Origin of the sequence: Janthinobacterium kumbetense, from assembly GCF_023703445.1 — a bacterium.
GTDB lineage: Bacteria > Pseudomonadota > Gammaproteobacteria > Burkholderiales > Burkholderiaceae_D > Janthinobacterium > Janthinobacterium kumbetense.
Map to the genome: position 1 here is coordinate 143,429 of NZ_JAMQGR010000007.1, position 24,226 is coordinate 167,654.

Below are 24,226 nucleotides of genomic sequence, written 5' to 3' on the forward strand. Positions count from 1 at the left end.
ACTTAGTCGGTGATTTTTCTTGTTAGCTATTATTCGAGATAACAACCTTCCCCAGCGTGCATCCGTACGCGGACTTCGGCAACATGCAATGCATGAACGCCGACCTGTCCGACCTCTCCCGCTTGCTGCAAAACTTGATCCGTCTGGGCACCATTGCCGAGGTCAACGGGACGAAGGCGCGCGTGCGGCTCGGGCCGACACTTACCACCGAATGGCTGAAATGGGCCACCCGCCGCGCCGGCAGCACGCGTACCTGGTCGGCGCCGACTGTCGGCGAACAAGTGATCGTCCTTTCCCCGGGCGGCGACCTGACACGCGGCATCATCCTGCCCGCTCTGTACTCGCAGGCGTTTGACGCGCCCGAATCCAGCCCCACCATCCACACCACGCACTACCCTGACGGCGCCGTGGTGCAATACGACCACGCGGCCCACGCTCTGACAGCCAATTTACCCGGCGGCACCGCCACCATCACCGCCGACAAGGTGACGTCGAACGCGCCCAGCACCATCTGCACGGGCGACCTGACGGTCATGAAAAACCTGGTCGTCAAGCAATCCACCACCGTGGAAGGCGTCACCACCCTAAACGGCGGCGTGAACGCCAAGGCCGGCGCCGCTGGCGGCGTGGCCATGGCCGTGCAAGGAACAATCAAGGCCAGCGAGGACGTGCTGGCCGGCGCCATCAGCTTGCTCAAGCATCCGCACGGCGGCGTCAAGCAAGGTGACGACCAGTCAGAAGGGCCATTGCCATGATGGGCATGCACGCCGCCACCGGGCGCAGCCTGACGGGCCTGGGCCACCTGCGCCAGTCGGTCACCGACATTCTCACCACGCCGATGGGTTCGCGCATTCGGCGCCGCCGCTATGGTTCCGAAGTGCCCGAGCTGATCGACCAGCCCCTGAACAGCGCCACGCAGTTGCGCATCTATGCCGCCACGGCCTTTGCCCTGCGCCGCTGGGAGCCGCGTTTGCAGCTCGCCAGCGTGCAGCTCACGCGCGACACGGACGGCGCCATCGCCCTGCTGCTCGATGGCACGGCCGATGGCCAGGGCATCACCCTGGCCGTGCCCGTCAAGCAAGGGGGCGTCGTATGAGCACGCCTATCGACCTGACCCAGTTGCCGGCGCCCAGCGTGGTGGAAGTGCTGGACTTTGAGGCCATCCTCGCCAAGCGCAAAGCGCACCTGGTCAGCCTGCTGCCGGAAGCGGAGCGCGCCGCCGTCACGGCGCTGCTGGAACTGGAATCGGAACCGGCCACCAAGCTGCTGGAAGAGAACAGCTATCAGGAAACCATCCTGCGCAACCGCGTCAACGAGGCGGGCAAGGCCGTCATGCTGGCGTTCGCCCTTGATGGCGACCTGGACCAGCTGGGCGCCAACGTCAACGTGGCGCGCCTGACCATCACGCCGGCCAATCCCAACACCCTGCCGCCCGTGGCCGCCGTCATGGAAGACAACGACGCCTACCGCCTGCGCATCCAGGAAGCGCCGGACGGCCTGTCCGTGGCCGGCCCGAAAGCATCCTACGAGTTCCACGCGCGCAGCAGCGACGGCCGCGTCAAAGACGCAAGCGCCACCAGCCCCGCGCCAGCGCACGTCATCGTCACAGTGCTGGCCAACAACGAGACCGGCATCGCCGACGCCGCGCTGCTGGCCATCGTGGCGCGCGCGCTCAACGCCGAGGACGTGCGCCCCCTGGGCGACCGCCTGACGGTGCAAGCCGCCCAAGTCATCGATTACCAGATCGAGGCCACGTTGTTTATCGGCGTCGGGCCGGAAGTGCCCATTCTGCTGGATGCCGCGCGCACCAACGCCGTGCGCGTATCGCAGCCGCGCCGCCCGCTGGGCCACAGCATCTATCGATCCGCCTGCAGCGCAGCCGTCCACGTCGAGGGCGTGCGCAAGGTCGTGCTCACCAGCCCGGCCGCCGATATCGAACTGAACGCCACCCAGGCCGCGCGCTGCACGGCCATCAAGCTCAATGTGGTGGTGCTCGATGAATAAGCACGTGCCCACCCTGCCACCCAACACCACGGCGCTGGAGCGCGCCATTGCCGTGGCCTGTGCCGAGCTGGTCAACGTGCCCGTGCCGCTGCGCGACCTGTGGAACGCCGACCGCTGCCCCGTCAACTTGTTGCCGTTTCTGGCATGGGCCTGTTCCGTGGACCGCTGGGACGACGCCTGGCCCGAGTCAATCAAGCGCGGCGCCATCAAGGCGTCCTATTTCGTCCACAAGCACAAGGGCACCATTGCCGCCGTGCGCCGCGTGGTGGAGTCCCTGGGCTATTTGATCCGCATCACAGAATGGTGGCAAACCACCCCGCCCGGCGTGCCGGGCACCTTCCGCCTCGACGTGGGCGTGCTGGACTCGGGCATCACGGACGCCATGTTTCAGGAAATGGAACGCCTGATTGCCGACGCCAAGCCCGTCAGCCGTCACATGACGGGCCTGGCCATCTATCTGGAAAGCCGTGGCAACGTCTACGCGGGCGCTTGTGCGTACCACGGCGACGCCATGACCGTGTATCCCTGGATCGCGGAAACCATCGAAGTGCGCGGCACGCTGTTGCAGGCCGGCGCATCCCATACCATCGACACCCTGACCATCTATCCATGAGCACATATTTCGCCATCCTGACCGAAGTGGGCGAGGCCAAGCTGGCCAACGCCATCGCCCTGGGTCAAACCCTGAAACTGAAAACCATGGCCGTGGGCGACGGCAACGGCAATCTGCCCATGCCATCACGCACGCAAAAGGCACTGGTGCATGAAGTGCGCCGCGCCGGCCTGAATCAGCTGAGCATCGATCCGGCCAATGCCAGCCAGATCATAGTCGAACAGGTGCTGCCCGAGAATGTGGGCGGCTGGTGGATACGCGAAATCGGTATCTACGACGAGGCCGGCGACCTGTGCGCGGTGGCCAACTGCCCGCCCAGCTATAAACCTGTGATGGCCGAGGGCAGCGCGCGCACGCAAGTGGTACGCATCGTGCTGATCGTCGCCAGCACGGCCGCCATCGAGCTGAAAATCGATCCGTCTGTCGTCCTGGCCACCCGTAAATATGTCGATGACCAGGACATTACCGTGCGCGCCTACAGTGACGCGCAACTGGCCAAGCACCTGGCCGCTCTTGACCCGCACCCGCTGCTGGCCAAGGTCGCCTATGTGGATCAGCAGGACACCAGCGCACGCGCCTATGGCGATCAGCAACTGGCCAAGCACCAAGCCTCTCTTGACCCGCACCCGCTGCTGGCGAAGGTCGCCTATGTCGATCAGCAGGACGCCAGTGCACGCACCTACGGCGATCAGCAACTGGCCAAGCACCAGGCGGCCGCCGATCCGCACCCGCTGCTGGCCAAGGTCACCTATGTCGATCAACAGGACACCAGCGCACGGGCCTATGGTGACCAGCAACTGGCCAAGCACCAGGCCGCCGCCGATCCGCATCCGCTCCTGGCGAAGGTCGCGTATGTCGATCAGCAAGACACCAGCGCACGCACCTATGGCGATCAGCAACTGGCCAAGCACCAGGCAGCCGCCGACCCGCATCCGCTGCTTGCCAAGGTCGCCTATGTCGATCAGCAGGACACCAGTGCGCGCACTTATGGCGACCAGCAACTGGCCAAGCACCAGGCAGCCGCCGACCCGCACCCGCTGCTGGCCAAGGTCGCGTATGTCGATCAGCAGGACGCCAACGCGCGCGCCTACAGCGACCAGCAACTGGCCAAGCAATTGGGCAACAAATCCCGGACCATCGGCATTCCCGCCAGCACCACGCTCACGCCCGATTCCACCGGCTGCGTGTTCGTGTTCAACGGAAATAACGTGGCGGCCGTGCTGCCCCTGTCGTCCGCCGTCCCCAGCGGCGCGGAAATCTCGTTCATGTCGTCCAACGCCTCGGGCTGCAGCATTGCGCGCCAGGGCACCGACAAGCTGGTCAATGGCAACTCCAATTTTCTGACGTCGATGGCCCTGGCCGTGGGCGATACGGCGACCTTCGTGTGCTCGAAAAACGAAGGCTGGTATTTGCGCGACGGCAGCCTGTCGCTGGCCTACTCGGCCCGCTTTGGCGCGGCGCTGGTCACCCAGGGCTATCAGAAGCTGCCCAGCGGCAAGATCGAACAATGGGGGCAAGTGTTTTCCGATGCCTCGGGCACCGCCATCGTCGCGTTTTCGATTGCCTTTCCCACGGCGGCGCACTTTGTCGTGCCCTTGGAAATCAATTCGGGCGCGGGCTATGCCACGGTCACACAGATCACGCCTGGCAGTTTCCGCATTCATTTTTGGAACGCCGCCGGCGGCCCGGCGCCTGCCGGCGTGCTGGCCAACTGGTTCGCCTTGGGGAGTTAATCATGGATAAAGTATTTTCGATCACCACGCGCGCGTTCTACGCCGTTGATATGCGTGCGGACTATGAAGCCGCAGGCACCTGGCCGGCCGACGCCATCGACGTCAGCAGCAATGACGAGGACAAGCTGCGCGCGGCCATTAGCGCCGGCGGGGGCATCAAGCGCCTGGCAACGGGTGGCTGGAAAATCACCGCGCCGCCCGCCCCTTCCTTTGCCACGCTCGCCGCGCCCTATCTGGCATCCGTGCGCCAGGTGCGCGACGCCATCCTCAACCGCCTGGCCGGCATCGGCTTTGCCGCCATGGCCGATGGCGACGCCGGCACCGTGCAAGCCATCGCGGCGGCGCGCGCCTGGCTGCTCGACATCACCATCTGCCCGACGGTTGCCGCCGCGCAGGACATCGAGGCGCTGCAAGTGGCCGTCAGCGCCGAATACGCACGCATCGCCGCCACCCTGTCCGGCGAGGCGCGGCGCGCATTCGATGATAGCGCCGGCATGGCATCCACCCAGTAACGCCTTTTCACCACTCACCAGGAGAGCCCTATGGCCACCGACTACCACCATGGCGTGCGCGTCATTGAAATCAACGAGGGTTCGCGCCCGATCCGCACCGTGTCCACGGCCGTGCTGGGCCTGATCGCCACGGCCGACGATGCCGACGCGGCCGCCTTCCCGCTGAATAAACCCGTGCTCGTCACCAACGTGCTGGCCGCCATGGGCAAGGCCGGCAAGACGGGCACCTTGTACCGCAGCCTGGCGGCCATCGCCGCGCAGACCAAACCCTTGACGGTCGTGGTGCGCGTGGCCGAAGGCGAGACGGAAGCCGAGACCACCACCAACGCCGTGGGCGGCGTGTCGCCGGACGGCCAGTACCTGGGCGCCCAGGCCTTGCTGGCCGCGCAAAGCAAGCTGGGAGTGAAACCGCGCATCCTGGGCGCGCCGGGGCTGGACACCCAGGCAGTCACCAATGCCCTGGCCAGCGTGGCGCAGCGGCTGCGCGCCTTTGCCTATGCGTCGGCCTACGGCTGCGCCACCGCCACGGAAGCCATCACTTACCGCGGCCAGTTCGGCCAGCGCGAGCTGATGCTCATCTGGCCGGATTTTGTGAACTGGGATACCGCCATCGATGCCGAGGCCAGTATGTCCGCCGTTGCCTACGCCATGGGCCTGCGCGCCAAGATCGACGAGGAGACGGGCTGGCACAAGACGCTGTCCAACGTGGTCGTCAACGGCCCGACCGGCATCAGCAAGGACGTGTTTTTCGACTTGCAAGACCCGGCCACCGATGCCGGCATGCTCAACGCCAAGGAAGTGACGACCCTGATCAACATGGGCGGTTACCGCTTCTGGGGTTCGCGCACCTGCGAGGCGCCCGGCGGCTTCTTCTATTTCGAAAGCTACACGCGCACGGCCCAGGTGCTGGCCGACACCATCGCCGAGGCGCACTTCGCCTATGTCGATGTGCCTTTGCATCCCTCCCTGGTGCGCGACCTGCTGGAAAGCATCAATGCCAAGTTCCGCGACCTGAAATTGCAGGGCTACATCATCGATGGCCACGCCTGGTATGACGAGCAATACAACGACAAGGCCGGGCTGAAAGACGGCAAGCTGGCCATCGACTACGACTACACGCCCGTGCCGCCGCTGGAAAACTTGAAATTCCAGCAGCGCATTACCGACCGCTACCTGGCCGACTTCGCCTCGCGCATCGCCGCATAGTCGTACAGGCGTCACCATCCCCACCCTGCCCGCGCCAGCGCGGGCGCATTGAAATACTGGAGAAATCATGGGCCTGCCCCGCAAACTGAAAAACTTCAACCTGTTCCAGAACGGCGTGTCCTTCATGGGCATGGTGCCCGAAGTCACCTTGCCCAAGCTCAGCCGCAAAATGGAAGAGTACCGCGCCGGCGGCATGAGCGGCCCCGTGTCCGTGGACTTCGGCAATGAGGCGCTGTCGCTGGAATGGAGCGGCGGCGGCCTGATCGCCGAAGCCCTGAAACAGTACGGCGCGCACACGCACGGCGCCGTGCAACTGCGCTTTGCCGGCGCCTACCAGGAAGACGACGATGGCACGGTCGCCGCCGTCGAGGTCGTCGTGCGCGGCCGTTACAAGGAAATCGACATGGGCGGCGCCAAGATGGGCGACGACACCACGCACAAATACACGATGGCCTGCAGCTATTACAAGCTGATGATTGACGGCGCCACCGTCATCGAACTGGACTTCATGAGCGGCACCGAGAACTTCGGCGGCGGCGACACGAACGCGGCCATCCGCAAGGCCATCGGCCTGTAATCCCCCTTTTACTTACAACCACACCACAAGGACAACACCATGAACAACGATACCCAAAACAGCGCCGTCATCGAACTGGACGAGCCGATCAAACGCGGCGACACCTTCATCACCTCGCTGACCGTGCGCAAGCCCAAGGCGGGCGCCCTGCGCGGCATTTCCCTGATCGAGCTGGCCAACCTGAACGTGTCGGCCCTGCAGATCGTGCTGCCGCGCATCACCGAGCCGACCTTAACCGCGCACGACATCGCCAACATGGACCCGGCCGACCTGCTGGCCGTGGGCGCCGAGGTCGCCGGTTTTTTGGCGAGCAAAGCAGATCGCCTTTCGGTATCCCCGGCGAAGTAGAAGACGCCATGGCCGACATTGCCGGCGTCTTCCATTGGACGCCGGCGGTGATGGACGGCTTTACGATAGATGAACTGATGGCCTGGCGCGAGCGCGCCAGGCAGAGAAGCGGAGCGGAATAGATGGCTGGTCGGGATCTGAAGTTACAGGTGGTATTCGCGGCGCTGGACAAGATCACCGGCCCGCTGAAAAAGATCATGGGCGGCTCCAGCGATACGGCCAAGGCGTTGAAGGCCACCAGCGACCGTTTGCGCGAGCTGAACGCCCAGCAGAAAAACATCGGCAAGTTTCGCGAGCTGCACGGCGGCCTGGACGCCACCCGCACCAAGCTGGAGGCGGCCCAGCAGAAGGTCGCCAGCCTGGCCGTCAAGATGAAACAGGCGGAGGCGCCCACGCGCGCCATGACGCGCGAGTTCAACGCCGCAGTCAAAGCGGCCGGCGCCTTGAAGACAGCAGGCCAGCAGCAGGCCCAGCAACTGCAGGTCATGCGCGAGCGCCTGGCGGGCGCCGGCATCGGCACCAAAGACCTGGCCAACCATGAACGCACCTTGCGCCGCGAGATCGAGGCGACAATTAAAACCATGACGCTGCAGCAGCAGAAGCTGGCCAACGCGGCCGCCAAGCAGCAGCGCGTCACCAACGCCACCCAGCATGCGGACAAGCTGCGCAGCAAGGCGGGCAGTATTGCCATGGCCGGCGCGGGCGCAACAGCGGCCGGCGCGGTCATGGCCATGCCTATCGCCAAGGGGCTGCACGAGGCGAAGCATTATCAGCTGGAAAAAGCCCGCGTGAATGCGCTGGGCCTGGGGCCGGAAACCAGCCAGCAGGCGATCCAGTTCGCCAAGAACATGAAGACCTACGGCACCAGCCAGAACGAGAACCTGGAACTGGTGCGCGACGCAATGTCGATCTTTGGCGACCTGCACCACGCGGAAATGGTCGCGCCCACCCTGGCCAAGATGAAGTTTGCCAACAAGGCATTCTTCGGCGCCGAGTCGGGCGAAGAGAACGAGCGCATCTTCATGGACTTGCTCAAAGTCATCGAGCAACGCGGCGGCACGGCCAGTTCGGAGAAATTCCACGACCAGGCCAACATGATGCAAAAGGTCATCACGGCCACGGGCGGGCGCGTGGGACCGACCGAATGGCTGAACTTCATCAAAACGGGCGGTATCGCCGCCAAGATCATGGACGACAAGCAGTTCTATTACCAGATGGAACCGCTGGTGCAGGAAGTCGGCGGCCACCGTGCCGGCACGGCCCTGATGTCCGGCTATTCGAACCTGTATCAGGGGCGCACCACCAAGCGCGCCGTGACCAATCTGGAAAACCTGGGACTGATCGGTGACCACAGTAAAGTGAAGCACGATAAAGTCGGTCAAGTCTCTACGCTTGGCCCTGGCGCCCTGCTTGGCAGTGACATTTTCCGGCGCAGCCAATTTGAGTGGCTGGAGCAAGTGCTGTTGCCACAACTGGAAAAGAAAGGCATCACGGATCCCAAGAAAATTGAGGACACCATCGGCAGCCTGTTTTCGACGCGCACAGCCGGCAATCAGTTTCTGGATATGTTCAAGCAACGCATCCAGATGCACAAGAACGCCAAGCTGAACGCAGGCGCGTATGACATCGAGCAGATTTATGACCTGGGCAAGCAGCAGGCCGGCGGCGCCGAACTGGAAGCGACGGCCAGACTGGCCAACCTGAAACTGACCATGGGCGAAAAAATCCTACCGCTGTACGCGCAGGGACTGGAAATGGCCATCAATGCCATTACACGCCTGAATGCCTTTATGGAACGCAACCCGACCGTGGCCAAGGTCATGATCGCCGGCTTTGCCGTGCTGGCGGGCCTGCTGCTGGTGCTCGGCCCGCTGATGCTGGGCATTGCCGCCCTGATCGGCCCGTATGCCATGCTGCACGTCATGTTCGCCAAGATGGGCGTGACGGGCGGCGTGCTCACGCCCATCTTGCGCGGCCTGGGCGGTGCCTTCATGTGGGCGGGCCGGGCCGTGCTGTGGCTGGGGCGCGCCTTCATGCTCAACCCGATTGGCCTGGCCGTGACGGCCATCGCCGGCGCCGCCTTCCTGATCTATAAATACTGGGAGCCGATCAAGGGTTTCTTTACCGGCGTATGGTCGCACGTCAAAACAGCGTTTGCCGGCGGCATTGGCGGCGTCAGCGCCCTGATCGTCAACTGGTCGCCGCTGGGCCTGTTCTATCGCGCCTTCGCAGGCGTGCTGGGCTGGTTCGGCATCGCGCTGCCGGCCAAGTTCACCGACTTCGGCGCCAGCATCCTGCAGCGCATCACCACATCCTGGACGCCTATCGCCGCCTTCTTCGCCGATATCTGGTCGCGCCTGCGCACCGTCTGCGCCGGCGGCATGGGCAGCATCACGGCCCTGATTATCAATTGGTCACCGGTCGGCGTGTTTTATCAGGCGTTCGCGGGCGTCTTGAGCTGGTTCGGCATCAAGCTGCCGGCCCAGTTCACCGAGTTCGGCGCCAACATCCTGCGCGGCCTGGTCAACGGCATCACGGGTTCCATGGGCGCCGTCAAGGATGCCATCAGCAATGCCGGTTCAAGCACCATTGCCTGGTTCAAGGAAAAGCTGGGCATCCACAGCCCAAGCCGCGTGTTTGCCCAGCTCGGCGACTACACCATGCAGGGGCTGGCCGTGGGCCTGGACCGTAGCGAGGGCGCGCCCATTGCCAAGGTTTCCAGCCTGGCGCAGCGCCTGACGCAACTGGGCGCAGGCATTGCCATCGGCACAGCCACTGCCCTGCCCGCCAGCGCCTTCGACACGCGCGCGCCGCTGTCCCAGGGCACGTTTGGCGCCGGTATGACGATCCAGGGCGACAAGATCGAAATCACGATCCAGGCGCAAGCCGGTTCCGATCCGCAGGCCATCGCCCGCGCCGTGTACGCGGCCATGGAACAGCGCGACCGCGAAAAAGCGGCGCGCATCCGCTCGTCCCTGCGCGACCACGATTAAGAAAGAACTTCACCATGATGATGATTTTAGGAATGTTCGTGTTCAGCCTTCCCACCCTGGCCTATCACGAGCTGCAGCGGCAAACGGAATGGAAGCACGCCAGCACCGCCCGCGTGGGCCTGCGCGATGCGCACCAGTACGTGGGGCCAGGGGACGACACGATTACCCTGTCGGGCTGGGTGGCGCCGGAACTGACCGGCTCCCTGTATTCGCTCGATGCTCTGCGCATGATGGCCGACACGGGTAAATCGTGGATTTTGATCCAGGGCACGGGCCGCATTCTCGGCTCCTACCGCATCACCAGCATGACCGAGGGGCGCAGCATCCTCGACGGCATGGGCGGCGCGCGCCGCGTCGAGTTCTCGATTGCGCTCAAGCGCGACGACGACGGCGTGCTGGCCATGGTGGGCCTGGGCGACATCGGCGACCTGAAAAACATGCTCAGCATCGACGGCATGACCAGCAGCATCGCCGGCGCGGCCAAGAATGCCGTGGGCAGCGTTGTCGGCAATGTCGTGGGCGGCATCACCTCGAAATACGGCGGCGTGGTCAGCGAAATGAAAGACAAGATCGGCGGCAGCATCAGCGGTGCCATCGGCAGCGCGGCGGACAAGTTCAAATGAGCGAGCATATCCCCGCCTTCAAGGTCAGCATCGAGGACAAGGATTTGACCGCCATCGTGTCACCGCGGCTGATCAATCTGACGTTGACCCTGTGCCGTGGCGACGAGAGCGACCAGCTCGACATTGCACTGGACGACAGCGACGGCAAGCTGGCCCTGCCGCCGCGCGGCGCGCAGATCGCCCTGGCGCTGGGCTGGCAAGCGTCCGGCCTGGTGGACATGGGCAAGTTCACCGTGGACGAGGTGGAGCACAGCGGCGCGCCCGACACCATCACCCTGCGCGCCAGGTCGGCCAACCTGATCGACACGTTTAAACAGCAGCGGGAACACAGCTTTCACAAGACCACCCTGGGCGCCATCATCGAGGCGATTGCCTTTCGCAACGAGCTGGCGTCGGGCGTGTCGGCGCGCCTGCGCGACACGGCCATCGAGCACATCGACCAGACCCACGAAAGCGATGCCGCCTTCCTGCGCCGGCTGGGCAGGAAATACGACGCGGTGGCCACCGTCAAGAATGACACCTTGCTCTTCATCCCCATCAACCAGAGCCGCACGGCCAGCGGCAAGGCGCTGCCCGTCATCCCCATCACGCGCGCCCTGGGCGACGGCCACCGCTACCACAGCGCCGAAAGCGACGCCTACACGGGCGTGCGCGCCTTCTGGCACGACGAGCGCTACGCGCGCCGCCGCAGCGTCGTGGCCGGCGTACCGGGCAACAGCAAACGCCTGCGCACCACCTTTGCCAACGAAACCGACGCGCGCGCGGCGGCCATAGCCGAATGGCAGCGCATCCTGCGCGGCCTGGCCACCTTTGAAATGAGCCTGGCCCTGGGCAACCCGGCCGTGTTCCCCCAATCGCCCGTGACCGTGACAGGCTTCAAGCCCGAGATCGACGCCACCGAATGGCTATCGGTCAAAGTCACGCACAGCCTGAGCGGCAGCGGCTTAACCACGCGCGTGGAATTTGAAACGAAAACGGAAGCGGTCGAAGCCGAGCGCGAAGAAGAGAAAGACCCGGACGAAGGCATCACGGGCGTGGTAGCCAAGTGGAAGGACGTGGCGGCGAAGAAGAAAAAAACGGGGATGGAACAGGCCGGGGCCACGGGCCAGTTCAAGACGCTTGAGCACGTTTACAAGAGCAAGCAGGCCGCGAAGCGGGCGGCCCTACATGCCTGGAAGCATATTGAAGAAGTGCGGGACATCATCCGTGAAAATATAGATAATTTTTAAAAGGTTCAATAGTCCATTAAGAAACTTGTTATAACCTAATTATTTTTCTATCGGGAAATTTCATCTATCATACTTCTTGCAATCTAATCATCACGAGGCATTCTTCCATCGCAATGTTCACATCCAGTCACATAACTACTCTCCCAATTTCGGGTGCAACGTTCGCCACAACATTCACACTGACTTAGACTACTAAATAAAGTAAAACAATTCACACAAAAAAACTTTCCCTTGTACTCACAAATAGTTTGATACCCTTGGCACTCATCACAATTGGCAGGAGTATTTGCGTCATAATAATTATTGTAATTCGTCTGCGATTGGTCTAGCAGGCTATAAAAATCCTCAGTTGAAATCTCGTGATCACACTTAGAACATTCAAATGTAGTGTCTACTTTTAAAACTTGATCAGGATCATTGCATTTAGGACACTGTACTTCAAAAAACTCATCCCTCTCAAGGCAAACGTGGCAATAATATCGTTTAAACTCTGGCACGCTCTTATCGAAAATCTCTTCAAACGATTTCTGATGGCATTTAGGGCAATTAAGAAAGGCACATCCGCCTTTTGTTTTGCCATCAATCAAATTTTTTATATCAGGGCTAGAGAATTTTGCAACTGCATAATGCTGCGTCAGCAATAAATGCTGCTCCATCTTTCGGAACCTTGAAAGAAATGGCTTAAACTCTTCAGAAAAATCCTTGGTAATGAATTTATTCAACTCAAACCATGCAACTGCTTGTTCCAACCGAATGGCTTCTTTTTCTTTTTTCGTACTAGCCTTATGGAAAAAATGAACCATTCTATTTCTATGTATCCTGACCTTATTAAATGCCTCCTTTGCTTCTTTCGTCAATCCATTCTTATTCTTTAGCGATTTAGATAACAACTTGCAAGAATCTTCAAATGAGACAGAAACGAAGTCTCCGCTTTCATACTTTTCCCTATCGCGCTCTCCGCCTGCAACAACAAGAGACCAATGATCAAGGACAAGAGGGGCTTTTAAAAAAATCTCAACACCCGTATAGAAATTTATAACCGAATGCTTCGGCTCATCTTCCAATTGCGCTATGGCCTTTTCTAAAAAATCGATGCCATTCTCAACCAAATTCTCAAAATCATTTTTTATAGCATCATTTTTCATATTCTTCTTTTCATATTTAAATATACAGCGTGACATGCAATAAAAATTCAAAAACGACTTTTTGGCGAATATTCTTAACCGAAGAATTTAAAAAGGAACCACTTATCAATCGCGGGTAGCGAGCTTATCTACGCCAATGAGCGAAGAGATACTAACCGTTCGGTAGCCAAAGCGAGGTGCGCGCTGAGTATTCTTATGCGCCTCCAATAAAGGTGTCAAGTCGTCCAACTTTTTTACAGCAAACATGCCCTTAATGCGGTCAAAGTACGCTTTGGATTGGGCACGGGAAAATATTTCGAACGCCCCATGGCTACTAGTCGCGGATGCAAGCATTGTAGGCCACCAACTGACATACGAATCGTTTTCGACAGAGAACACTTCACCGCGAAGATACGCAACAAAATCTGCTTGTGCCAACTTCACTTCGCTTAGCCCCGTCCCTGCCAATCGCTCCTTCATGAATACCCCGACAGGAGAGAGGTAGCGTGTTTGCATACGGTTATCGCGATTGACGAGCGTTTTAATCTCGTGGTTAAAAATGGTGAAATCAACCATCCGATCTAATCCGAACTCTCGATTACGTTCGAAGTAATAACCGTCGTTTAGAAGACGAATGCATAGATCAAATCGTTCATGTGCGATGAATATCGCTAACGCATGAAGGAAAAATTCATACCCAAGGAATTTAAAATTATCGACATCAGTATCATAATAGGATCCAATGCGAGCAGGAGTGTAGAAGTAGGGAATCAACGACTCAAAGAAACGATGTATCTTAGCGCCAAATTCCCCAGTCGTATCATAAACAGCGATAACTTCAAAAATTTGATTCAGCTCATTTCTAAGAGAAATCGTAGGAAGAAGGCTATCAATAAACTGTTCATCCCATTCTTTAGTTGGATCCCTGACGATCCGAAGGCGCTCGAAATTTGTGGCGACTATCTGAAAATACTCAGTCAAAGCGCCTCCAGCCGACAGCTTATTACCTTTAATGGCTTCGATTGCGCGACGAAAAATCGGCGTTGTCCCAAGCGAAATTTCGGGATCCTCGTCGAGATATGCTGGGCGCTCGCCAATAGGTTTCCGCTGATATAGTGGCTTATCATTGATCCAACGAACCAGTCGCTCAAAATTTTCCGCGAAGTCTTCCTGGCCGCTTAGATCTATATATATACGTGAAGCGTAGTAAGTAGGTAAATATGGTTTTCCATCACTGTCTCGCTCCTTAAGCACAGCGACAAATTTGTTCTGATCTGTCGCGGCATAGATCTTGGGCGAAATAATTTGCGCCTCGGTGCCGACGCCACCACTCCGAGTGTTCGTCTTTTCAGCATATGCTTTATCGCAAATCAGCAATACCTTCTTAATGTTCGGATCATTAACCATACGCTCCATAAATGCGATTGACTCATGCCCTTCTCGAAGATCAAACTTATCTAAATGAACATAAACCCCTGAGTCTCCTAGATCGTTGGCCAAACCCACCACCCACTGCTCATGTTCTGGGCTAGACCAACTATAGGAAATGAATACTTGGGGTTTTGAATCCATGCTACCTCCCTCAATGAAAGATTGTACTGGTCGACATATTTATTGTTAAAAAAGAACTCGGCGATGGCCCTCGAACTTCAAATATACGACAGAATAAATCAAGTATGCGACGTAACTAACTCCAATTACCTCGAATCCAAGTTGGCAAAGTACCTGATGCGGTAGCGGCACATTCACATTTCACACCTTGCGGCGTTTCGATGACGATCCCTACTGTATAAGCCTTGCCGTCGTAATAGCATGTATTTCTATCAAACCAGCTAGTCATGGAGGACATCAATTCACATCTATTTTGCGGCCAGCAGCAAACAAAAAATAAAGGAGCTAGAGCGACAACTTTCCATGTAGTTGCGACCTTTAGCAACGGGAGTCGTCCATTACGCCACGATTTACGTCGGTGATTTTTTTTTGCGACCAACGTTGATCGTTTGGGGTGCCGTAATATCACCATGAATCTGCTGGCCAACTTTGCCGTGGAAAACCATTTGCGTATTGCGTTCCACTGATCTGGATGCAGGAACGACTGTAGGCTCAATACTTCCCTCAACTACACCGAGGACCCTCGCTTTCGCACGAATATCCAGCTTGCGATAACCAGTCAACAGTTCATGCTCGTCCGCAGGCAACGCAGAAAGCGCATGTTCTCCTGTCAGCAAATACAACACGTCCACCCCAGCCGCAGCAACGGCCGCCAAATAGTCAGAATCTGGCGTACGAGAGCCGTTTTCATAGTTGAACTGGGCTCCCTTTTTTACCCCACCAAGGGCAGCAAACTCGTCCTGATTGAGGCCGAGGCGCTTCCGTTCTTCCTTGAGACGATCAAAAAAATACTTCATTTGAGTACAAATACCTTTCCAAATCACTCAAATGAGTGATATATTTACGCCATTCCGTAGCGATTACAGATCATAACATTATGAATAATTTGTCAAAAGTCGGACGTACTGCCAAGGGCGTCACTTCTCGGCCACTCGGCGTGCGCCTGACACCTAATGAGGTGGACGAGGTCGAGGGCTACGCAATGAAACTCGAACGCTCCCGTGCCTGGTTTCTCCGCTTCCTAATCCTGCGCGGCCTTGCCGACTACAAGCGCGAACTTGCATCCAAATCCACCCACTAAGGACAACGTCATGTACCCCGATGCAAAACGTATCCGCAGCCACCGCGTCATGCTGCGCCTCGATGACTATGAGCACCAGCTCGTTTCCTCGATCGCCAACTACCAGGGCGAAGAGCTTGCAGTACTGGTGCGCCAGATCGTGATGCGTGAAGCCCTGGCCGTGATCGCCTTGGATGACGCCACCATCGACAGCGTACAGCGTCGCAGCGTCTAAACCGAGTCACTTTTGAGCAACTCTAAAGTTACAGAAAATGCCAGACCATCAAATTAACCTCAATGACGAAGAGCGCGCGGTGCTGGAACTCGTGCGCCAACGTCAGGGGCTGGCAAGTATCGATCAGGCGGCGGAATGGCTCGTCAAGTCGCGCTTACGCATACAGTCGAAAAACATGACAGGTCGCGGTCGCGCCCTGTACCAAGTGGAAAGAAAGCTGAAATGAGAGTCATCGGCCTGCCCTGCCCGCATTGCGAATACACCGTCCGCGCCGTCAAAAGCCGCACGATGTCCGCCATGTTCAAGGAAATCACCTACATGTGCCAGAACCCCGAATGCGGGCACTCCTTCGTGGCCGGCCTGGAAGTGCTGCGCACCCTCTCGCTGTCCGCCATGCCCAAGCCAGATATCCGCATCCCGATGTCCCAGCATGCACGCACGGCAGCTACCAGCCAGCTGGCCCTGGACCTGACTGCGGGCTGCTGATGACTATCCCGATCCTCGCGCCGCCGTAGCCCGGCCGCCGTAACTCCCCTCTTTTGCTGTGCCCTGCAGCGCTCCTTTTTGAGCGTGCGGGATTCGTTCAACCTGAAATAAGGAAAACCGATGGAAAACACGCTGCACGCCGCCAGTCAGGCCGATAATTCCCCGGCGCCAACCACGCCCCGCCCGGCCCTGCAAAAATGCGTCGTGCCGATGGCGCCCACCTGCTTTCTGCTGCATGCAGACGCTGGCGCCAGCGTCGCCGAGCTGTCCGCATATATCCGCGAGATTGCCAAGACCTATCACGCCTACGGCGCTGCCAATCTCACTTTCATCATTAGCGACGCGCAAGCGCTGCAGCTTGGAGGTTTTTTCACCTCGGAAAACCAACGCGCATTGGTCGGCAACCTTCCCTTAGAAATGCGTTACTTGTTTGCCAGCGAAGAAGGAACAACTGCGCTTTCCTACTGGGGCGAAGGTATGACCAAGGTAGGGGCACGCTGATGCTGCGCCTGGCCAAAACCTGCGGCATCTGGCTGCTCTCGTTCCTGATCGTCATTACCCCTGACGTGCTGCGGGCCATTGGCGCCATCAAGGACTGAACCATGCCGGCGTCCCTTATCGACAATCACCTGTCCTTCCAGCCTGCCGCCGAGATTCTGGCCGCGCGCGACAAGGACATGCCGACGCCACCAGGCGCCGGGCATGCGCTGGCCGCCATCGCCGAAGCCAAGGCCCAGCTGCGCAGCATCAAGCCGCGCAACCTGGCGCCCTTCATGGCCCAGGCCTGGGGATTGTCGCCGCGCGGCGCACGCCGCTCCGTGCTGATCGCTGCCGGCCTGGACGCCGACCGCTGGGAATCGCCCATCCATTCATTTACCGAGGAAGAGCGCATCGAGCTGCGCGCCGCTACCTCCGCCGCTATCCGTGTGTACGAAAGACTGTTGAATGCAATCTAAACAAATCCTGCTGCCTGCCCCGCAACGCCACGAAGCCTTCTTGCGTTCCGCGCAATTCGCGCCAGAGCTGGCCAGCATTCCCTACAAGTGGCGCAACCGCGTCATCACAGCCGCCCTGGCCAAAATGGCCTGGTCGTCGTGGTACAAAATTTACGAGTCCATCGCCACCGGCTTTGTACGCGAGTTCGCCGAGCAGTACGTGCCAGCCGGCGTCGACCTGTCGCAAAGCGATGCCGACATTGTGGCCACCGCTGAACGCGCAGCGGCCGGCGTCACCAAAATGCTATGGATGGCCGTGTCCGACACGCACGCCTTGCAGATCATGGAAGACGAATGTGCCTCGTATGGCATCGAACTGCCGGAATTCGACGATCAAGCCGACATCATCGCCCGCCTGGTGGACGCCCGCTGGTGGCGCCGCCAGTTGCGCAAGCGCGTCAAGCGCGCCTTCGAAGCGGGCAATATCCGCCTGGGCTATGTGAACTATCGCGGCGAACCCTACGCCAGCAACGACGCCGTGCTGTCGCGCCTGGCGCAAAACCGCCGCAACGCCGCAGCGCTGGCCGCCACGCTGGTGCAGAACGAGAACGGCCAGCAATTCAGCATCGCCGAGCTGGCCGAGAAAACGACCGCGAATAAAGCCATCAGGCGCGGCGAGCTGATGTTGCGCATCAACGGCTTTGAACAGATCGCCCGCGAGTGCGGCGACCAGGGCATTTTCATCACCTGGACGTGCCCATCGCGCTTCCACGCCATGCAGCACAGCGGCAAGCCAAACGACAAGTTCGATGGCTCGACGCCGCGCGAGGCAAACGCCTACCTGGGCAAGATGACGTCGCTGTGCCGTTCCGCGCTGGCGCGCCGTGGCATCGGCCTGTATGGCTTTCGCATCGCCGAGCCGCACCACGATGGCTGCCCGCACTGGCATCTGCTGCTGTTCGTGCGCCCGACCGCGAAATACAAGACGGCCCACCTGCAGGACGTGGCGGGTCGCGCCATCCGCATCATGAAGCGCTACGCCTGGCGCGTGGACCGTGGCGAACCGGGCGCCTTCGCGCGCCGCCTGGACGTGAAACGCATCGACTGGGCCAAGGGCAGCGCCGCCGGCTACATCGCCAAGTACGTGGCCAAGAACATCGACGGCGTGGCCGAGCACAAGACGAAAGAAGGTTATGTCGTCACGGCCGACACCGAAGGCGATGTCGAGCTGACGCCATCAGCGCGCGTCGAGTCCTGGGCCGCTTGCTGGGGCATCCGTCAATTTCAGCAATGGGGCGGTGCCCCCGTCACCGTCTGGCGCGAACTGCGCCGCATCGAGGAAAGCATGCTCAACGAAGCCCCGGCCGCCATGCGCCGCGCCTGGGACGCCGTGCAAAAGATCGACGGCGAAAAGCGTGCCTGCTGGGCCGAATACCTGCGCGCCCAAGGCGGCGCCCTGGTGCCGCGCAAGGAATTGGTCGTCACCTTGGCCAAGGACGAAAAGACCGTCATCGGCCGCTACGGCGAAACGCAACGCATCACGCCCTACGGCGTGCGCTGCAGCGATTTGATTGGCGTGGTCTTCAAGTCCGTGCGCCACACGTGGACGCCGGTACAGGCCACAGGCGCGCGCGGGGTGGCTGTTGGGGTTGCCGTTCCTCGGACTCGTGTAAATAACTGTACGCACCCCGACCGCCCTGCCCCGGCCACGCCGCCGGCGGCGCCCGTACCCAATCTGTCCGACGAGGCAAAAACAGCGGTCATTGCCGCCTGGGCGGCCGTCAACGCCTGCCCGTATCCCAGGCTGATCGTCCCTGACTCTCCGCACCTTGAAGGGGATGGCACATGAGCACCTTTGCCGTGATCGTTCGCACGCAAACCGAACGCTTTGAATTTTTTGAGGTTGCCGCATCCAGCGGCGACGTGATCGACGCCGCCATCGACCGCTACGGCGTGTGCGGCGTTACCGCCAAACTGAAAGGAGCACCGCAATGCTGACCACCCTGACCGATTCACCGCGGCAAATCGCCCTGGGCGACCGAGTGACCTTCGATACCGACGAAGGCTACCAAGCCGGCACCGTCAACGACCTGCGCCGCGACGTGGGCAATGGGGAGCTGCATGCCTGGGTCGAGCTGGACCATCAGTGGCCCGGCATGTTCCGCGCGGTGCCGCTGGCCGCCATCGAGGCGATCAAGAAGGCTGTCGCGCCTGTCGGGTGCCCACCATGACGGCGGAACGCTCATTACCTGCAGTGGCGGCCTTGTTCGTGCGCGCCAATTCCATCTTCAAGACCATGCCCCTAGCCTGAGGAAGCACCATGTCAAACGCAAGTTATTGCAAAACCATCAAACTTTCCACGTGCGCCTACGTCGGTATCGACATGGCATTGCGCGTCGCCATTGCGCAATCGAAAGAGCGCCTGAAATACATGCCGTTGGGCGACGACAACGCTGCAGGTCGCAATTACGAGGTCCAGCAGCTGAATAATCTGCTGCTGGCCCAGAAGGAATTTACGGCATGAAGCCGGTACAACTAGTCCCAAAGGATGACGGAAAGCTTTTCGCCAGCCTGCGGACGATGTTCGGGCAGGCCATAGATGCAGTTGAATCTCGGATGATCGTAGATCGCCAGGTCACGCAGTCCGATGGACTCAAGAAAATCATATGCCTTGCCAATTTCGCTGACACCTGCACCATCTATAGCCCTGTACACGGTACTAACGTCGTCGCGACGAAGCAGGATGCCAACGCGACGAGGGGCATCGGGAAAATCGTGCTCGCTGGTTTCGTAGGTAGCCAGCCAGTCCGCGATCTTGGTGTCAAATTCAGGAGCAGGATAGGTGCTATTCACGATTGTTTTCATATGGCTAATTCTATTGCGGTTAGAGGGGTTGCTAGTTTAGCAGGATTGCCACATGAACTACATGGGATGCAAAGACGGCGCGGTCGTCTACCCAACTGCATTTGCACAGCCAAGAAGGACTATTAAAAATGGACCAATACAAAGAATTCTGCCGGCTGCGCGACTACCGCAAGCCTGGCGTCGAAGTGCCGCACCACACCGAGGCCGAAGCATTCGCCTTGGCGGTGCAAAACAAAGGCGGCCATACAGAACCAGCCCAGCGCAAGAAAAACCCCACCACGAAAGGAATCAAGTAATGAACGCAGACCGAATTATTTACCGTCAGGACTTATACAAAATGCTGGGCGTCACTTCGGAGACGCTGCGCAGATGGGTGAAGGAGAACAAGCTGCCGCCGGCGGACGTTGCCATCACCCAGCGCACGCTGGGATGGCGCCTCTCAACGCTCCAAGCCGCTGGGATCAGGCTGCTTTAACAACCAGTCGGCGAAGGCCTGAAGCATCACGCGGCGCTGCTTCAGGTACTCCGCGGAGTTGTAGACCCCGCGCACGCCGCCGTCCTTGTGCGCGAGCTGCACCTCGACATGGTCCGAGTTGTACTCGTGCTCGTTGGCCCAGGTGGAACCGACCTTGCGCCAGCCGTGGCCCGTCATCTTGCCCTTGAAGCCGATACGGTGAATGAGGTAAAGAATCGCGTTTTCACTCATGGGGCGGCTACCGCCCCGGTCGTTCGGAAAAACGTAGTTGCTGCCCCGCGAACGCAGCTTCATTTCAGCCAGCAGATCCAGCGCCTGGGAAGACAGCGGCACTAGGTGCTCGCGGCCCTTCTTCATGCGCTTGCCCGGTATCCGCCAGACATCACCCTCCACTTCCGCCCAGGTCATGCGCCGCAGCTCGTCCGTGCGCGTCCACGTCAACGCCAGCAGCTTGCAGGCGAGTACAGACTGAATTTCATCTTCCAGGGCCAGGCGCTCCATGAACGGATGCACCTCGGCCAATGCCAGGGCGGCGAAGCCTTCGCGCGGCTTGCGGGAAAAAGCGACCTTCGAATTGATGTTCGATGCGGGGTTCTCTTCGCAGTGGCCGTGCTGGATGGACCAGTCGAGCACCTGGCCCACCCACATGCGCACGCGCCGGACGTACACGGACAGGCCGGCGGCATCCATCGGGCGCAGCGCGGCCATCAAGTCTTCCTTGGTAATTTCACGCACGGTTTTCGCGCCCAGCGTCGGCGAGACGTACATGGCCAGCGCGCGCAGTGCATTTGCCTTGTAGCCGACGCTGATGTCCGTGCGCCCGGCCCAGTAGGTATCGATGGCGGCATCAAGGGTAATGGATGGGCTGCTTGTCTTGCGCTTGGGCTTGAGGTCGTCGCCGTCGATCAGTTTCAACCGCAAAACGTCACGGCGCTCGCGTGCTTCCTTGAGGCCGATCAGGGGATACGGGCCGATGACGGCAGTTTGCTGCTTCCCCTCGTCGTTACGATAGGCCATGCGCCAGACCTTGTTTCCGCTCGGCAGGACGGCCAGCATCAGGCCGTGGCCATCGAAGAGCTTGCGCAGCTTGCCGTCATTCGGCGTGGCGCGGCGGCAGTCTGCATCGGTAAGCGTATTGATGGACATGCGGAATCCTGTAGGTACGGGTTTGAGAAAAACCGCATGATACCTACATTTCAGCCTACGCGTGATTCTGTGGGATGGTTTTTTGATGGTTCCGAATCTGTGACTCGGAGGGATTAAAATCAAGCTAAGTCGTTGATTTTCAATGAAATTCGGTGGAATATAGGTTGAGTATACTCACGAATTTTTTATGTACTTGGCGGAAGCGGTGAGATTCGAACTCACGAACAGTTTAACCCGTCGCCAGTTTTCAAGACTGGTGCCTTCAACCACTCGGCCACGCTTCCAGATGGCAGCATTATACATAAAGGTCCGTGGCTTACCAATGGCGAGTAGTCGGTGGGGCGCATTTAAGCCCCAAAGCGGCCTCTGGGGTCAGTGAGCTGCGCCGGTACGCCAACGGAATGCCTACACGCCCCAGTTTTCCCGCAGCGCCTTCTCGAACTCCGCTGCCGGCAGCGGGCGCGAGAACAGGTAGCCCTGCACCTCGTCGCAGCCGGAACTCTTCAGGAAAGCCAGCTGTTCCGTCGTCTCCACGCCTTCCGCGATCACCTTGTGGTGCAGCTGCTGGGCGATGCTGATGATGGTGCTGGCGATGGCGCAGTCGCTGGCGTCGGTGGGGATGCCGGTGGTAAAAGACCGGTCGATCTTCAGGGTGTCGATAGGGAAACGTTTTAAATAGGACAGGCTTGAGTAGCCTGTGCCGAAATCGTCCAGCGACAGGGCCACGCCCAGGGCCGTGATGCGGTCCATGATGCCGATCACGCGCTCGATGTTGTGCATCAGGGTGCTTTCCGTGATTTCCAGCTCCAGCCAGGCCGCTTCCAGGCCGTAGCGGGCCAGGGTCGCCGCCACCCTGGCGGGCAAGGCTGCCGTGAATTCGCGGGCGGAAACGTTCACCGCCAGGCGGATCGGCGGCAGGCCGGCCAGCTTCCACGCCTGCGCCTGGGCGCAGGCCGCTTCCAGCACCCATTCGCCCACTTGCACGACCAGGCCCGTCGATTCGGCCAGGGGGATGAATTCGGCCGGCGGGATCATGCCGTGCTGCGGGTGGTGCCAGCGCACCAGGGCTTCGGCGCCGATGATGCGGCCGCTGCCCAGCGCGTATTTCGGCTGGTAGTGCAGCAACAATTGCTGCTCGGACAAAGCCTGGCGCAAGCCTGTTTCCAGGCGCATGCGCGCCTGCATGCCCAGGTTCATGTCCTGGCTGTAGAAAGCCACGCTTTCCCCTTCGCCGCCGCTGTCCTGCTTGGCGCGGTACATGGCGATATCGGCCAGGCGCAGCAGGGTTTCCGCGTCCTGCCCGTCCTGCGGATACACGCTGATGCCGATGCTGGCGCCCACGCGCAGGTCGTGGCCTTCGATCAGGAACGGTTCCACCAACGAGCCCAGCAGCTTTTGCGCCACCATGCTGGCCTCGAAATGCTGGCCGATGTCGAACAGGCCGACGGCGAACTCGTCGCCGCCCAGGCGCGCCACCAGGTCCTGGTCGCGCAAGGCATGGCGGAAACGCAGCGAGACTTGCCGCAGCAGTTCGTCGCCGATGCGCCGGCCCAGGGTGTCGTTGATCAGTTTAAAGCGGTTCAGGTCGATGAACAGCACGCAGCCGAGCATCTTGCTGCGCTGCGCCACGGAGAGGGCCTGGTCGACCAGCTTGGCCAGCAAAGTGCGGTTAGGCAGGCTGGTCAGCGGGTCGTAATACGCCAGGTGGTGCAAGCGCTCTTCGGCCAGCTTGCGCTCCGTGATGTCCGTCAGGTAGGCGATGAGTCCGATGGGCTTGTCGTCCAGGTCTTGCAGCGGCGACAAGGACAGGCTGGCCCAGAAGATCTCGCCTGACTTCTTTCGGCGGCGCACCTCCATCAGGCGCCCTCCCTGCTCCAGGAAGGCGTCATGGAAACCCGTGTCTTCATCGTCGTACAGGAACAGGATGTTGCGCCCCACGGCTTCCACCGAGGTGTAGCCGAACAGGCGCTCGGCGCCCTTGTTCCAGCTGGTGATGTAGCCCGTCAAGTCCATCGTCAGCACGGATTCGTGCAGCTGGTCGAGGATTTGCGTCTGCTGCGCCAGCAAGGCTTCGACTTGCGCGTAGGCGTGCGTGGAACGTTGCGCCAGCGAATGCACTTGCAAGACGCCCGCCGTCAAGGATGCCAGGCTGGCCAGGTGGCGGCGGTCGGCGTCGCTGTACAGGCTGCGTCCGGCCACGCTGTAATGGCCGAAACAGTGGCCATCAAAACTGATTTCCTGCAGCAAGGCGGGCGTATCGCGGGGAAACGGCACGGGCGGCGCAGCGGCGTCCAGGCTGGCCGCGGGCAGGAACTGGCCGTGCGGGCTGGCCATCACGGCGCTGGCGATGCGGCCCAGCTCAGCGACCAGCGCGGGGCCGCGCAAACGCACGACGGCGTCGCACAGGGCGGCGCTGTCACCGAGGAAATCCGACACCGGAAACAGGGTCAT

At 60.1% G+C, this 24,226-nt stretch carries 30 protein-coding genes and 1 tRNA gene; 24 read left to right on the forward strand and 7 right to left on the reverse strand.

The annotated features are described in order from the left end of the window. The first annotated feature begins 83 nt into the window (after positions 1–83). From NCG91_RS19450 to NCG91_RS19510, 13 genes are all read left to right on the forward strand, one after another. On the forward strand, positions 84–755 hold the full coding sequence (locus NCG91_RS19450) for a phage baseplate assembly protein V (RefSeq protein WP_251350858.1): 672 nt from the start codon (positions 84–86) through the stop codon (positions 753–755). Then, complete coding sequence (locus tag NCG91_RS19455; protein WP_251350859.1) at positions 752–1,096, forward strand: GPW/gp25 family protein; 345 nt, start codon at positions 752–754, stop codon at positions 1,094–1,096. Before NCG91_RS19450 ends, NCG91_RS19455 begins: the two co-directional genes overlap by 4 nt. Beyond that, complete coding sequence (locus tag NCG91_RS19460; RefSeq protein WP_251350860.1) at positions 1,093–2,004, forward strand: baseplate assembly protein; 912 nt, start codon at positions 1,093–1,095, stop codon at positions 2,002–2,004. Before NCG91_RS19455 ends, NCG91_RS19460 begins: the two co-directional genes overlap by 4 nt. Next, positions 1,997–2,617 carry a phage tail protein I gene (locus NCG91_RS19465; protein ID WP_251350861.1) on the forward strand — a complete coding sequence of 207 codons (621 nt, stop codon included), beginning with the start codon at positions 1,997–1,999 and terminating at the stop codon, positions 2,615–2,617. Before NCG91_RS19460 ends, NCG91_RS19465 begins: the two co-directional genes overlap by 8 nt. After that, on the forward strand, positions 2,614–4,350 hold the full coding sequence (locus tag NCG91_RS19470; RefSeq protein WP_251350862.1) for a phage tail protein: 1,737 nt from the start codon (positions 2,614–2,616) through the stop codon (positions 4,348–4,350). The genes NCG91_RS19465 and NCG91_RS19470 overlap by 4 nt, the downstream gene beginning before the upstream one ends. A gap of 2 nt (positions 4,351–4,352) precedes the next feature. After that, positions 4,353–4,862 carry a hypothetical protein gene (locus NCG91_RS19475; RefSeq protein WP_251350863.1) on the forward strand — a complete coding sequence of 170 codons (510 nt, stop codon included), beginning with the start codon at positions 4,353–4,355 and terminating at the stop codon, positions 4,860–4,862. A gap of 30 nt (positions 4,863–4,892) precedes the next feature. Further along, entirely contained in the window at positions 4,893–6,068 is a 1,176-nt protein-coding gene (locus tag NCG91_RS19480) for a phage tail sheath protein (RefSeq protein WP_251350864.1), read from the forward strand. Positions 6,069–6,135: 67 nt separating this feature from the next. Beyond that, positions 6,136–6,645 (forward strand): phage major tail tube protein, encoded by a 510-nt coding sequence (locus NCG91_RS19485; RefSeq protein ID WP_046682355.1) that lies wholly within the window; start codon positions 6,136–6,138, stop codon positions 6,643–6,645. A gap of 39 nt (positions 6,646–6,684) precedes the next feature. Next, positions 6,685–6,993: a phage tail assembly protein gene (locus NCG91_RS19490; RefSeq protein WP_251350865.1), complete on the forward strand. Its 309-nt coding sequence runs from the start codon at positions 6,685–6,687 to the stop codon at positions 6,991–6,993. A gap of 8 nt (positions 6,994–7,001) precedes the next feature. After that, a complete protein-coding gene (locus NCG91_RS19495; RefSeq protein WP_251350866.1) occupies positions 7,002–7,115 on the forward strand; it encodes a GpE family phage tail protein in 114 nt (37 codons plus the stop codon). After that, positions 7,116–9,986 (forward strand): phage tail protein, encoded by a 2,871-nt coding sequence (locus tag NCG91_RS19500; protein WP_251350867.1) that lies wholly within the window; start codon positions 7,116–7,118, stop codon positions 9,984–9,986. A gap of 32 nt (positions 9,987–10,018) precedes the next feature. Beyond that, positions 10,019–10,609: a phage tail protein gene (locus tag NCG91_RS19505; RefSeq protein ID WP_251350956.1), complete on the forward strand. Its 591-nt coding sequence runs from the start codon at positions 10,019–10,021 to the stop codon at positions 10,607–10,609. Continuing rightward, the gene (locus tag NCG91_RS19510) at positions 10,606–11,838 is read left to right on the forward strand and encodes a phage late control D family protein (protein ID WP_251350868.1); all 1,233 of its coding nucleotides are present in this window, start codon (positions 10,606–10,608) and stop codon (positions 11,836–11,838) included. The genes NCG91_RS19505 and NCG91_RS19510 overlap by 4 nt, the downstream gene beginning before the upstream one ends. An 83-nt stretch (positions 11,839–11,921) precedes the next feature. Here the strand turns inward: NCG91_RS19510 and NCG91_RS19515 are convergent, their stop codons facing one another. From NCG91_RS19515 to NCG91_RS19525, 3 genes are all read right to left on the reverse strand, one after another. After that, a complete protein-coding gene (locus NCG91_RS19515) occupies positions 11,922–12,983 on the reverse strand; it encodes a hypothetical protein (protein WP_251350869.1) in 1,062 nt (353 codons plus the stop codon). A gap of 105 nt (positions 12,984–13,088) precedes the next feature. After that, positions 13,089–14,534: a toll/interleukin-1 receptor domain-containing protein gene (locus NCG91_RS19520; protein WP_251350870.1), complete on the reverse strand. Its 1,446-nt coding sequence runs from the start codon at positions 14,532–14,534 to the stop codon at positions 13,089–13,091. Positions 14,535–14,923: 389 nt separating this feature from the next. Continuing rightward, complete coding sequence (locus tag NCG91_RS19525; protein ID WP_251350871.1) at positions 14,924–15,370, reverse strand: helix-turn-helix domain-containing protein; 447 nt, start codon at positions 15,368–15,370, stop codon at positions 14,924–14,926. Between the two features lie 80 nt (positions 15,371–15,450). On the opposite strand from NCG91_RS19525, the gene NCG91_RS19530 reads away from it, so the two are divergent. From NCG91_RS19530 to NCG91_RS19575, 10 genes are all read left to right on the forward strand, one after another. Next, entirely contained in the window at positions 15,451–15,654 is a 204-nt protein-coding gene (locus NCG91_RS19530) for a hypothetical protein (protein ID WP_251350872.1), read from the forward strand. Between the two features lie 10 nt (positions 15,655–15,664). Next, positions 15,665–15,868: a hypothetical protein gene (locus tag NCG91_RS19535; protein WP_035820909.1), complete on the forward strand. Its 204-nt coding sequence runs from the start codon at positions 15,665–15,667 to the stop codon at positions 15,866–15,868. A gap of 37 nt (positions 15,869–15,905) precedes the next feature. Beyond that, positions 15,906–16,094, forward strand: a complete 189-nt coding sequence (locus NCG91_RS19540; RefSeq protein WP_046682347.1) for a hypothetical protein — start codon at positions 15,906–15,908, stop codon at positions 16,092–16,094. Further along, complete coding sequence (locus NCG91_RS19545; protein WP_070300963.1) at positions 16,091–16,354, forward strand: Ogr/Delta-like zinc finger protein; 264 nt, start codon at positions 16,091–16,093, stop codon at positions 16,352–16,354. The genes NCG91_RS19540 and NCG91_RS19545 overlap by 4 nt, the downstream gene beginning before the upstream one ends. Positions 16,355–16,474: 120 nt before the next feature. Further along, entirely contained in the window at positions 16,475–16,855 is a 381-nt protein-coding gene (locus tag NCG91_RS19550; protein WP_251350873.1) for a hypothetical protein, read from the forward strand. A gap of 101 nt (positions 16,856–16,956) precedes the next feature. Beyond that, positions 16,957–17,310, forward strand: coding sequence for a hypothetical protein (locus tag NCG91_RS19555; RefSeq protein WP_035820917.1), 354 nt, complete (start codon positions 16,957–16,959; stop codon positions 17,308–17,310). After that, complete coding sequence (locus tag NCG91_RS19560; RefSeq protein WP_251350874.1) at positions 17,300–19,138, forward strand: replication endonuclease; 1,839 nt, start codon at positions 17,300–17,302, stop codon at positions 19,136–19,138. The genes NCG91_RS19555 and NCG91_RS19560 overlap by 11 nt, the downstream gene beginning before the upstream one ends. Then, entirely contained in the window at positions 19,135–19,287 is a 153-nt protein-coding gene (locus NCG91_RS19565; protein WP_175445091.1) for a hypothetical protein, read from the forward strand. Before NCG91_RS19560 ends, NCG91_RS19565 begins: the two co-directional genes overlap by 4 nt. Then, positions 19,281–19,520 (forward strand): hypothetical protein, encoded by a 240-nt coding sequence (locus NCG91_RS19570; protein WP_251350875.1) that lies wholly within the window; start codon positions 19,281–19,283, stop codon positions 19,518–19,520. The genes NCG91_RS19565 and NCG91_RS19570 overlap by 7 nt, the downstream gene beginning before the upstream one ends. 89 nt (positions 19,521–19,609) lie before the next feature. Continuing rightward, on the forward strand, positions 19,610–19,813 hold the full coding sequence (locus NCG91_RS19575; RefSeq protein WP_251350876.1) for a hypothetical protein: 204 nt from the start codon (positions 19,610–19,612) through the stop codon (positions 19,811–19,813). 11 nt (positions 19,814–19,824) lie between these two features. Here the strand turns inward: NCG91_RS19575 and NCG91_RS19580 are convergent, their stop codons facing one another. Further along, positions 19,825–20,154 carry a hypothetical protein gene (locus NCG91_RS19580; RefSeq protein WP_251350877.1) on the reverse strand — a complete coding sequence of 110 codons (330 nt, stop codon included), beginning with the start codon at positions 20,152–20,154 and terminating at the stop codon, positions 19,825–19,827. A 128-nt stretch (positions 20,155–20,282) separates the two neighbouring features. Here NCG91_RS19580 and NCG91_RS19585 point away from each other — a divergent pair, with 128 nt between their 5' ends. After that, on the forward strand, positions 20,283–20,450 hold the full coding sequence (locus NCG91_RS19585) for a hypothetical protein (RefSeq protein ID WP_251350878.1): 168 nt from the start codon (positions 20,283–20,285) through the stop codon (positions 20,448–20,450). A 143-nt stretch (positions 20,451–20,593) separates the two neighbouring features. On the opposite strand, the gene NCG91_RS19590 is transcribed toward NCG91_RS19585, so the two are convergent. The 3 genes from NCG91_RS19590 to NCG91_RS19600 form a co-directional block, all read right to left on the reverse strand. Further along, positions 20,594–21,775 (reverse strand): tyrosine-type recombinase/integrase, encoded by a 1,182-nt coding sequence (locus NCG91_RS19590; protein WP_251350879.1) that lies wholly within the window; start codon positions 21,773–21,775, stop codon positions 20,594–20,596. 194 nt (positions 21,776–21,969) lie between these two features. After that, positions 21,970–22,059, reverse strand: a tRNA-Ser gene (locus NCG91_RS19595). A gap of 121 nt (positions 22,060–22,180) precedes the next feature. Beyond that, positions 22,181–24,226, reverse strand: coding sequence for a putative bifunctional diguanylate cyclase/phosphodiesterase (locus NCG91_RS19600; protein ID WP_251350880.1), 2,046 nt, complete (start codon positions 24,224–24,226; stop codon positions 22,181–22,183).

Coding starts and splice junctions, on each gene's coding strand:
- NCG91_RS19450 (WP_251350858.1), top strand. CDS start 84: ATGCAATGCATGAACGCCGACCTGTCCGACCTCTCCCGCTTGCTGCAA.
- NCG91_RS19455 (WP_251350859.1), top strand. CDS start 752: ATGATGGGCATGCACGCCGCCACCGGGCGCAGCCTGACGGGCCTGGGC.
- NCG91_RS19460 (WP_251350860.1), top strand. CDS start 1,093: ATGAGCACGCCTATCGACCTGACCCAGTTGCCGGCGCCCAGCGTGGTG.
- NCG91_RS19465 (WP_251350861.1), top strand. CDS start 1,997: ATGAATAAGCACGTGCCCACCCTGCCACCCAACACCACGGCGCTGGAG.
- NCG91_RS19470 (WP_251350862.1), top strand. CDS start 2,614: ATGAGCACATATTTCGCCATCCTGACCGAAGTGGGCGAGGCCAAGCTG.
- NCG91_RS19475 (WP_251350863.1), top strand. CDS start 4,353: ATGGATAAAGTATTTTCGATCACCACGCGCGCGTTCTACGCCGTTGAT.
- NCG91_RS19480 (WP_251350864.1), top strand. CDS start 4,893: ATGGCCACCGACTACCACCATGGCGTGCGCGTCATTGAAATCAACGAG.
- NCG91_RS19485 (WP_046682355.1), top strand. CDS start 6,136: ATGGGCCTGCCCCGCAAACTGAAAAACTTCAACCTGTTCCAGAACGGC.
- NCG91_RS19490 (WP_251350865.1), top strand. CDS start 6,685: ATGAACAACGATACCCAAAACAGCGCCGTCATCGAACTGGACGAGCCG.
- NCG91_RS19495 (WP_251350866.1), top strand. CDS start 7,002: ATGGCCGACATTGCCGGCGTCTTCCATTGGACGCCGGCGGTGATGGAC.
- NCG91_RS19500 (WP_251350867.1), top strand. CDS start 7,116: ATGGCTGGTCGGGATCTGAAGTTACAGGTGGTATTCGCGGCGCTGGAC.
- NCG91_RS19505 (WP_251350956.1), top strand. CDS start 10,019: ATGTTCGTGTTCAGCCTTCCCACCCTGGCCTATCACGAGCTGCAGCGG.
- NCG91_RS19510 (WP_251350868.1), top strand. CDS start 10,606: ATGAGCGAGCATATCCCCGCCTTCAAGGTCAGCATCGAGGACAAGGAT.
- NCG91_RS19515 (WP_251350869.1), bottom strand. CDS start 12,983: ATGAAAAATGATGCTATAAAAAATGATTTTGAGAATTTGGTTGAGAAT.
- NCG91_RS19520 (WP_251350870.1), bottom strand. CDS start 14,534: ATGGATTCAAAACCCCAAGTATTCATTTCCTATAGTTGGTCTAGCCCA.
- NCG91_RS19525 (WP_251350871.1), bottom strand. CDS start 15,370: ATGAAGTATTTTTTTGATCGTCTCAAGGAAGAACGGAAGCGCCTCGGC.
- NCG91_RS19530 (WP_251350872.1), top strand. CDS start 15,451: ATGAATAATTTGTCAAAAGTCGGACGTACTGCCAAGGGCGTCACTTCT.
- NCG91_RS19535 (WP_035820909.1), top strand. CDS start 15,665: ATGTACCCCGATGCAAAACGTATCCGCAGCCACCGCGTCATGCTGCGC.
- NCG91_RS19540 (WP_046682347.1), top strand. CDS start 15,906: ATGCCAGACCATCAAATTAACCTCAATGACGAAGAGCGCGCGGTGCTG.
- NCG91_RS19545 (WP_070300963.1), top strand. CDS start 16,091: ATGAGAGTCATCGGCCTGCCCTGCCCGCATTGCGAATACACCGTCCGC.
- NCG91_RS19550 (WP_251350873.1), top strand. CDS start 16,475: ATGGAAAACACGCTGCACGCCGCCAGTCAGGCCGATAATTCCCCGGCG.
- NCG91_RS19555 (WP_035820917.1), top strand. CDS start 16,957: ATGCCGGCGTCCCTTATCGACAATCACCTGTCCTTCCAGCCTGCCGCC.
- NCG91_RS19560 (WP_251350874.1), top strand. CDS start 17,300: ATGCAATCTAAACAAATCCTGCTGCCTGCCCCGCAACGCCACGAAGCC.
- NCG91_RS19565 (WP_175445091.1), top strand. CDS start 19,135: ATGAGCACCTTTGCCGTGATCGTTCGCACGCAAACCGAACGCTTTGAA.
- NCG91_RS19570 (WP_251350875.1), top strand. CDS start 19,281: ATGCTGACCACCCTGACCGATTCACCGCGGCAAATCGCCCTGGGCGAC.
- NCG91_RS19575 (WP_251350876.1), top strand. CDS start 19,610: ATGTCAAACGCAAGTTATTGCAAAACCATCAAACTTTCCACGTGCGCC.
- NCG91_RS19580 (WP_251350877.1), bottom strand. CDS start 20,154: ATGAAAACAATCGTGAATAGCACCTATCCTGCTCCTGAATTTGACACC.
- NCG91_RS19585 (WP_251350878.1), top strand. CDS start 20,283: ATGGACCAATACAAAGAATTCTGCCGGCTGCGCGACTACCGCAAGCCT.
- NCG91_RS19590 (WP_251350879.1), bottom strand. CDS start 21,775: ATGTCCATCAATACGCTTACCGATGCAGACTGCCGCCGCGCCACGCCG.
- NCG91_RS19600 (WP_251350880.1), bottom strand. CDS start 24,226: ATGACCCTGTTTCCGGTGTCGGATTTCCTCGGTGACAGCGCCGCCCTG.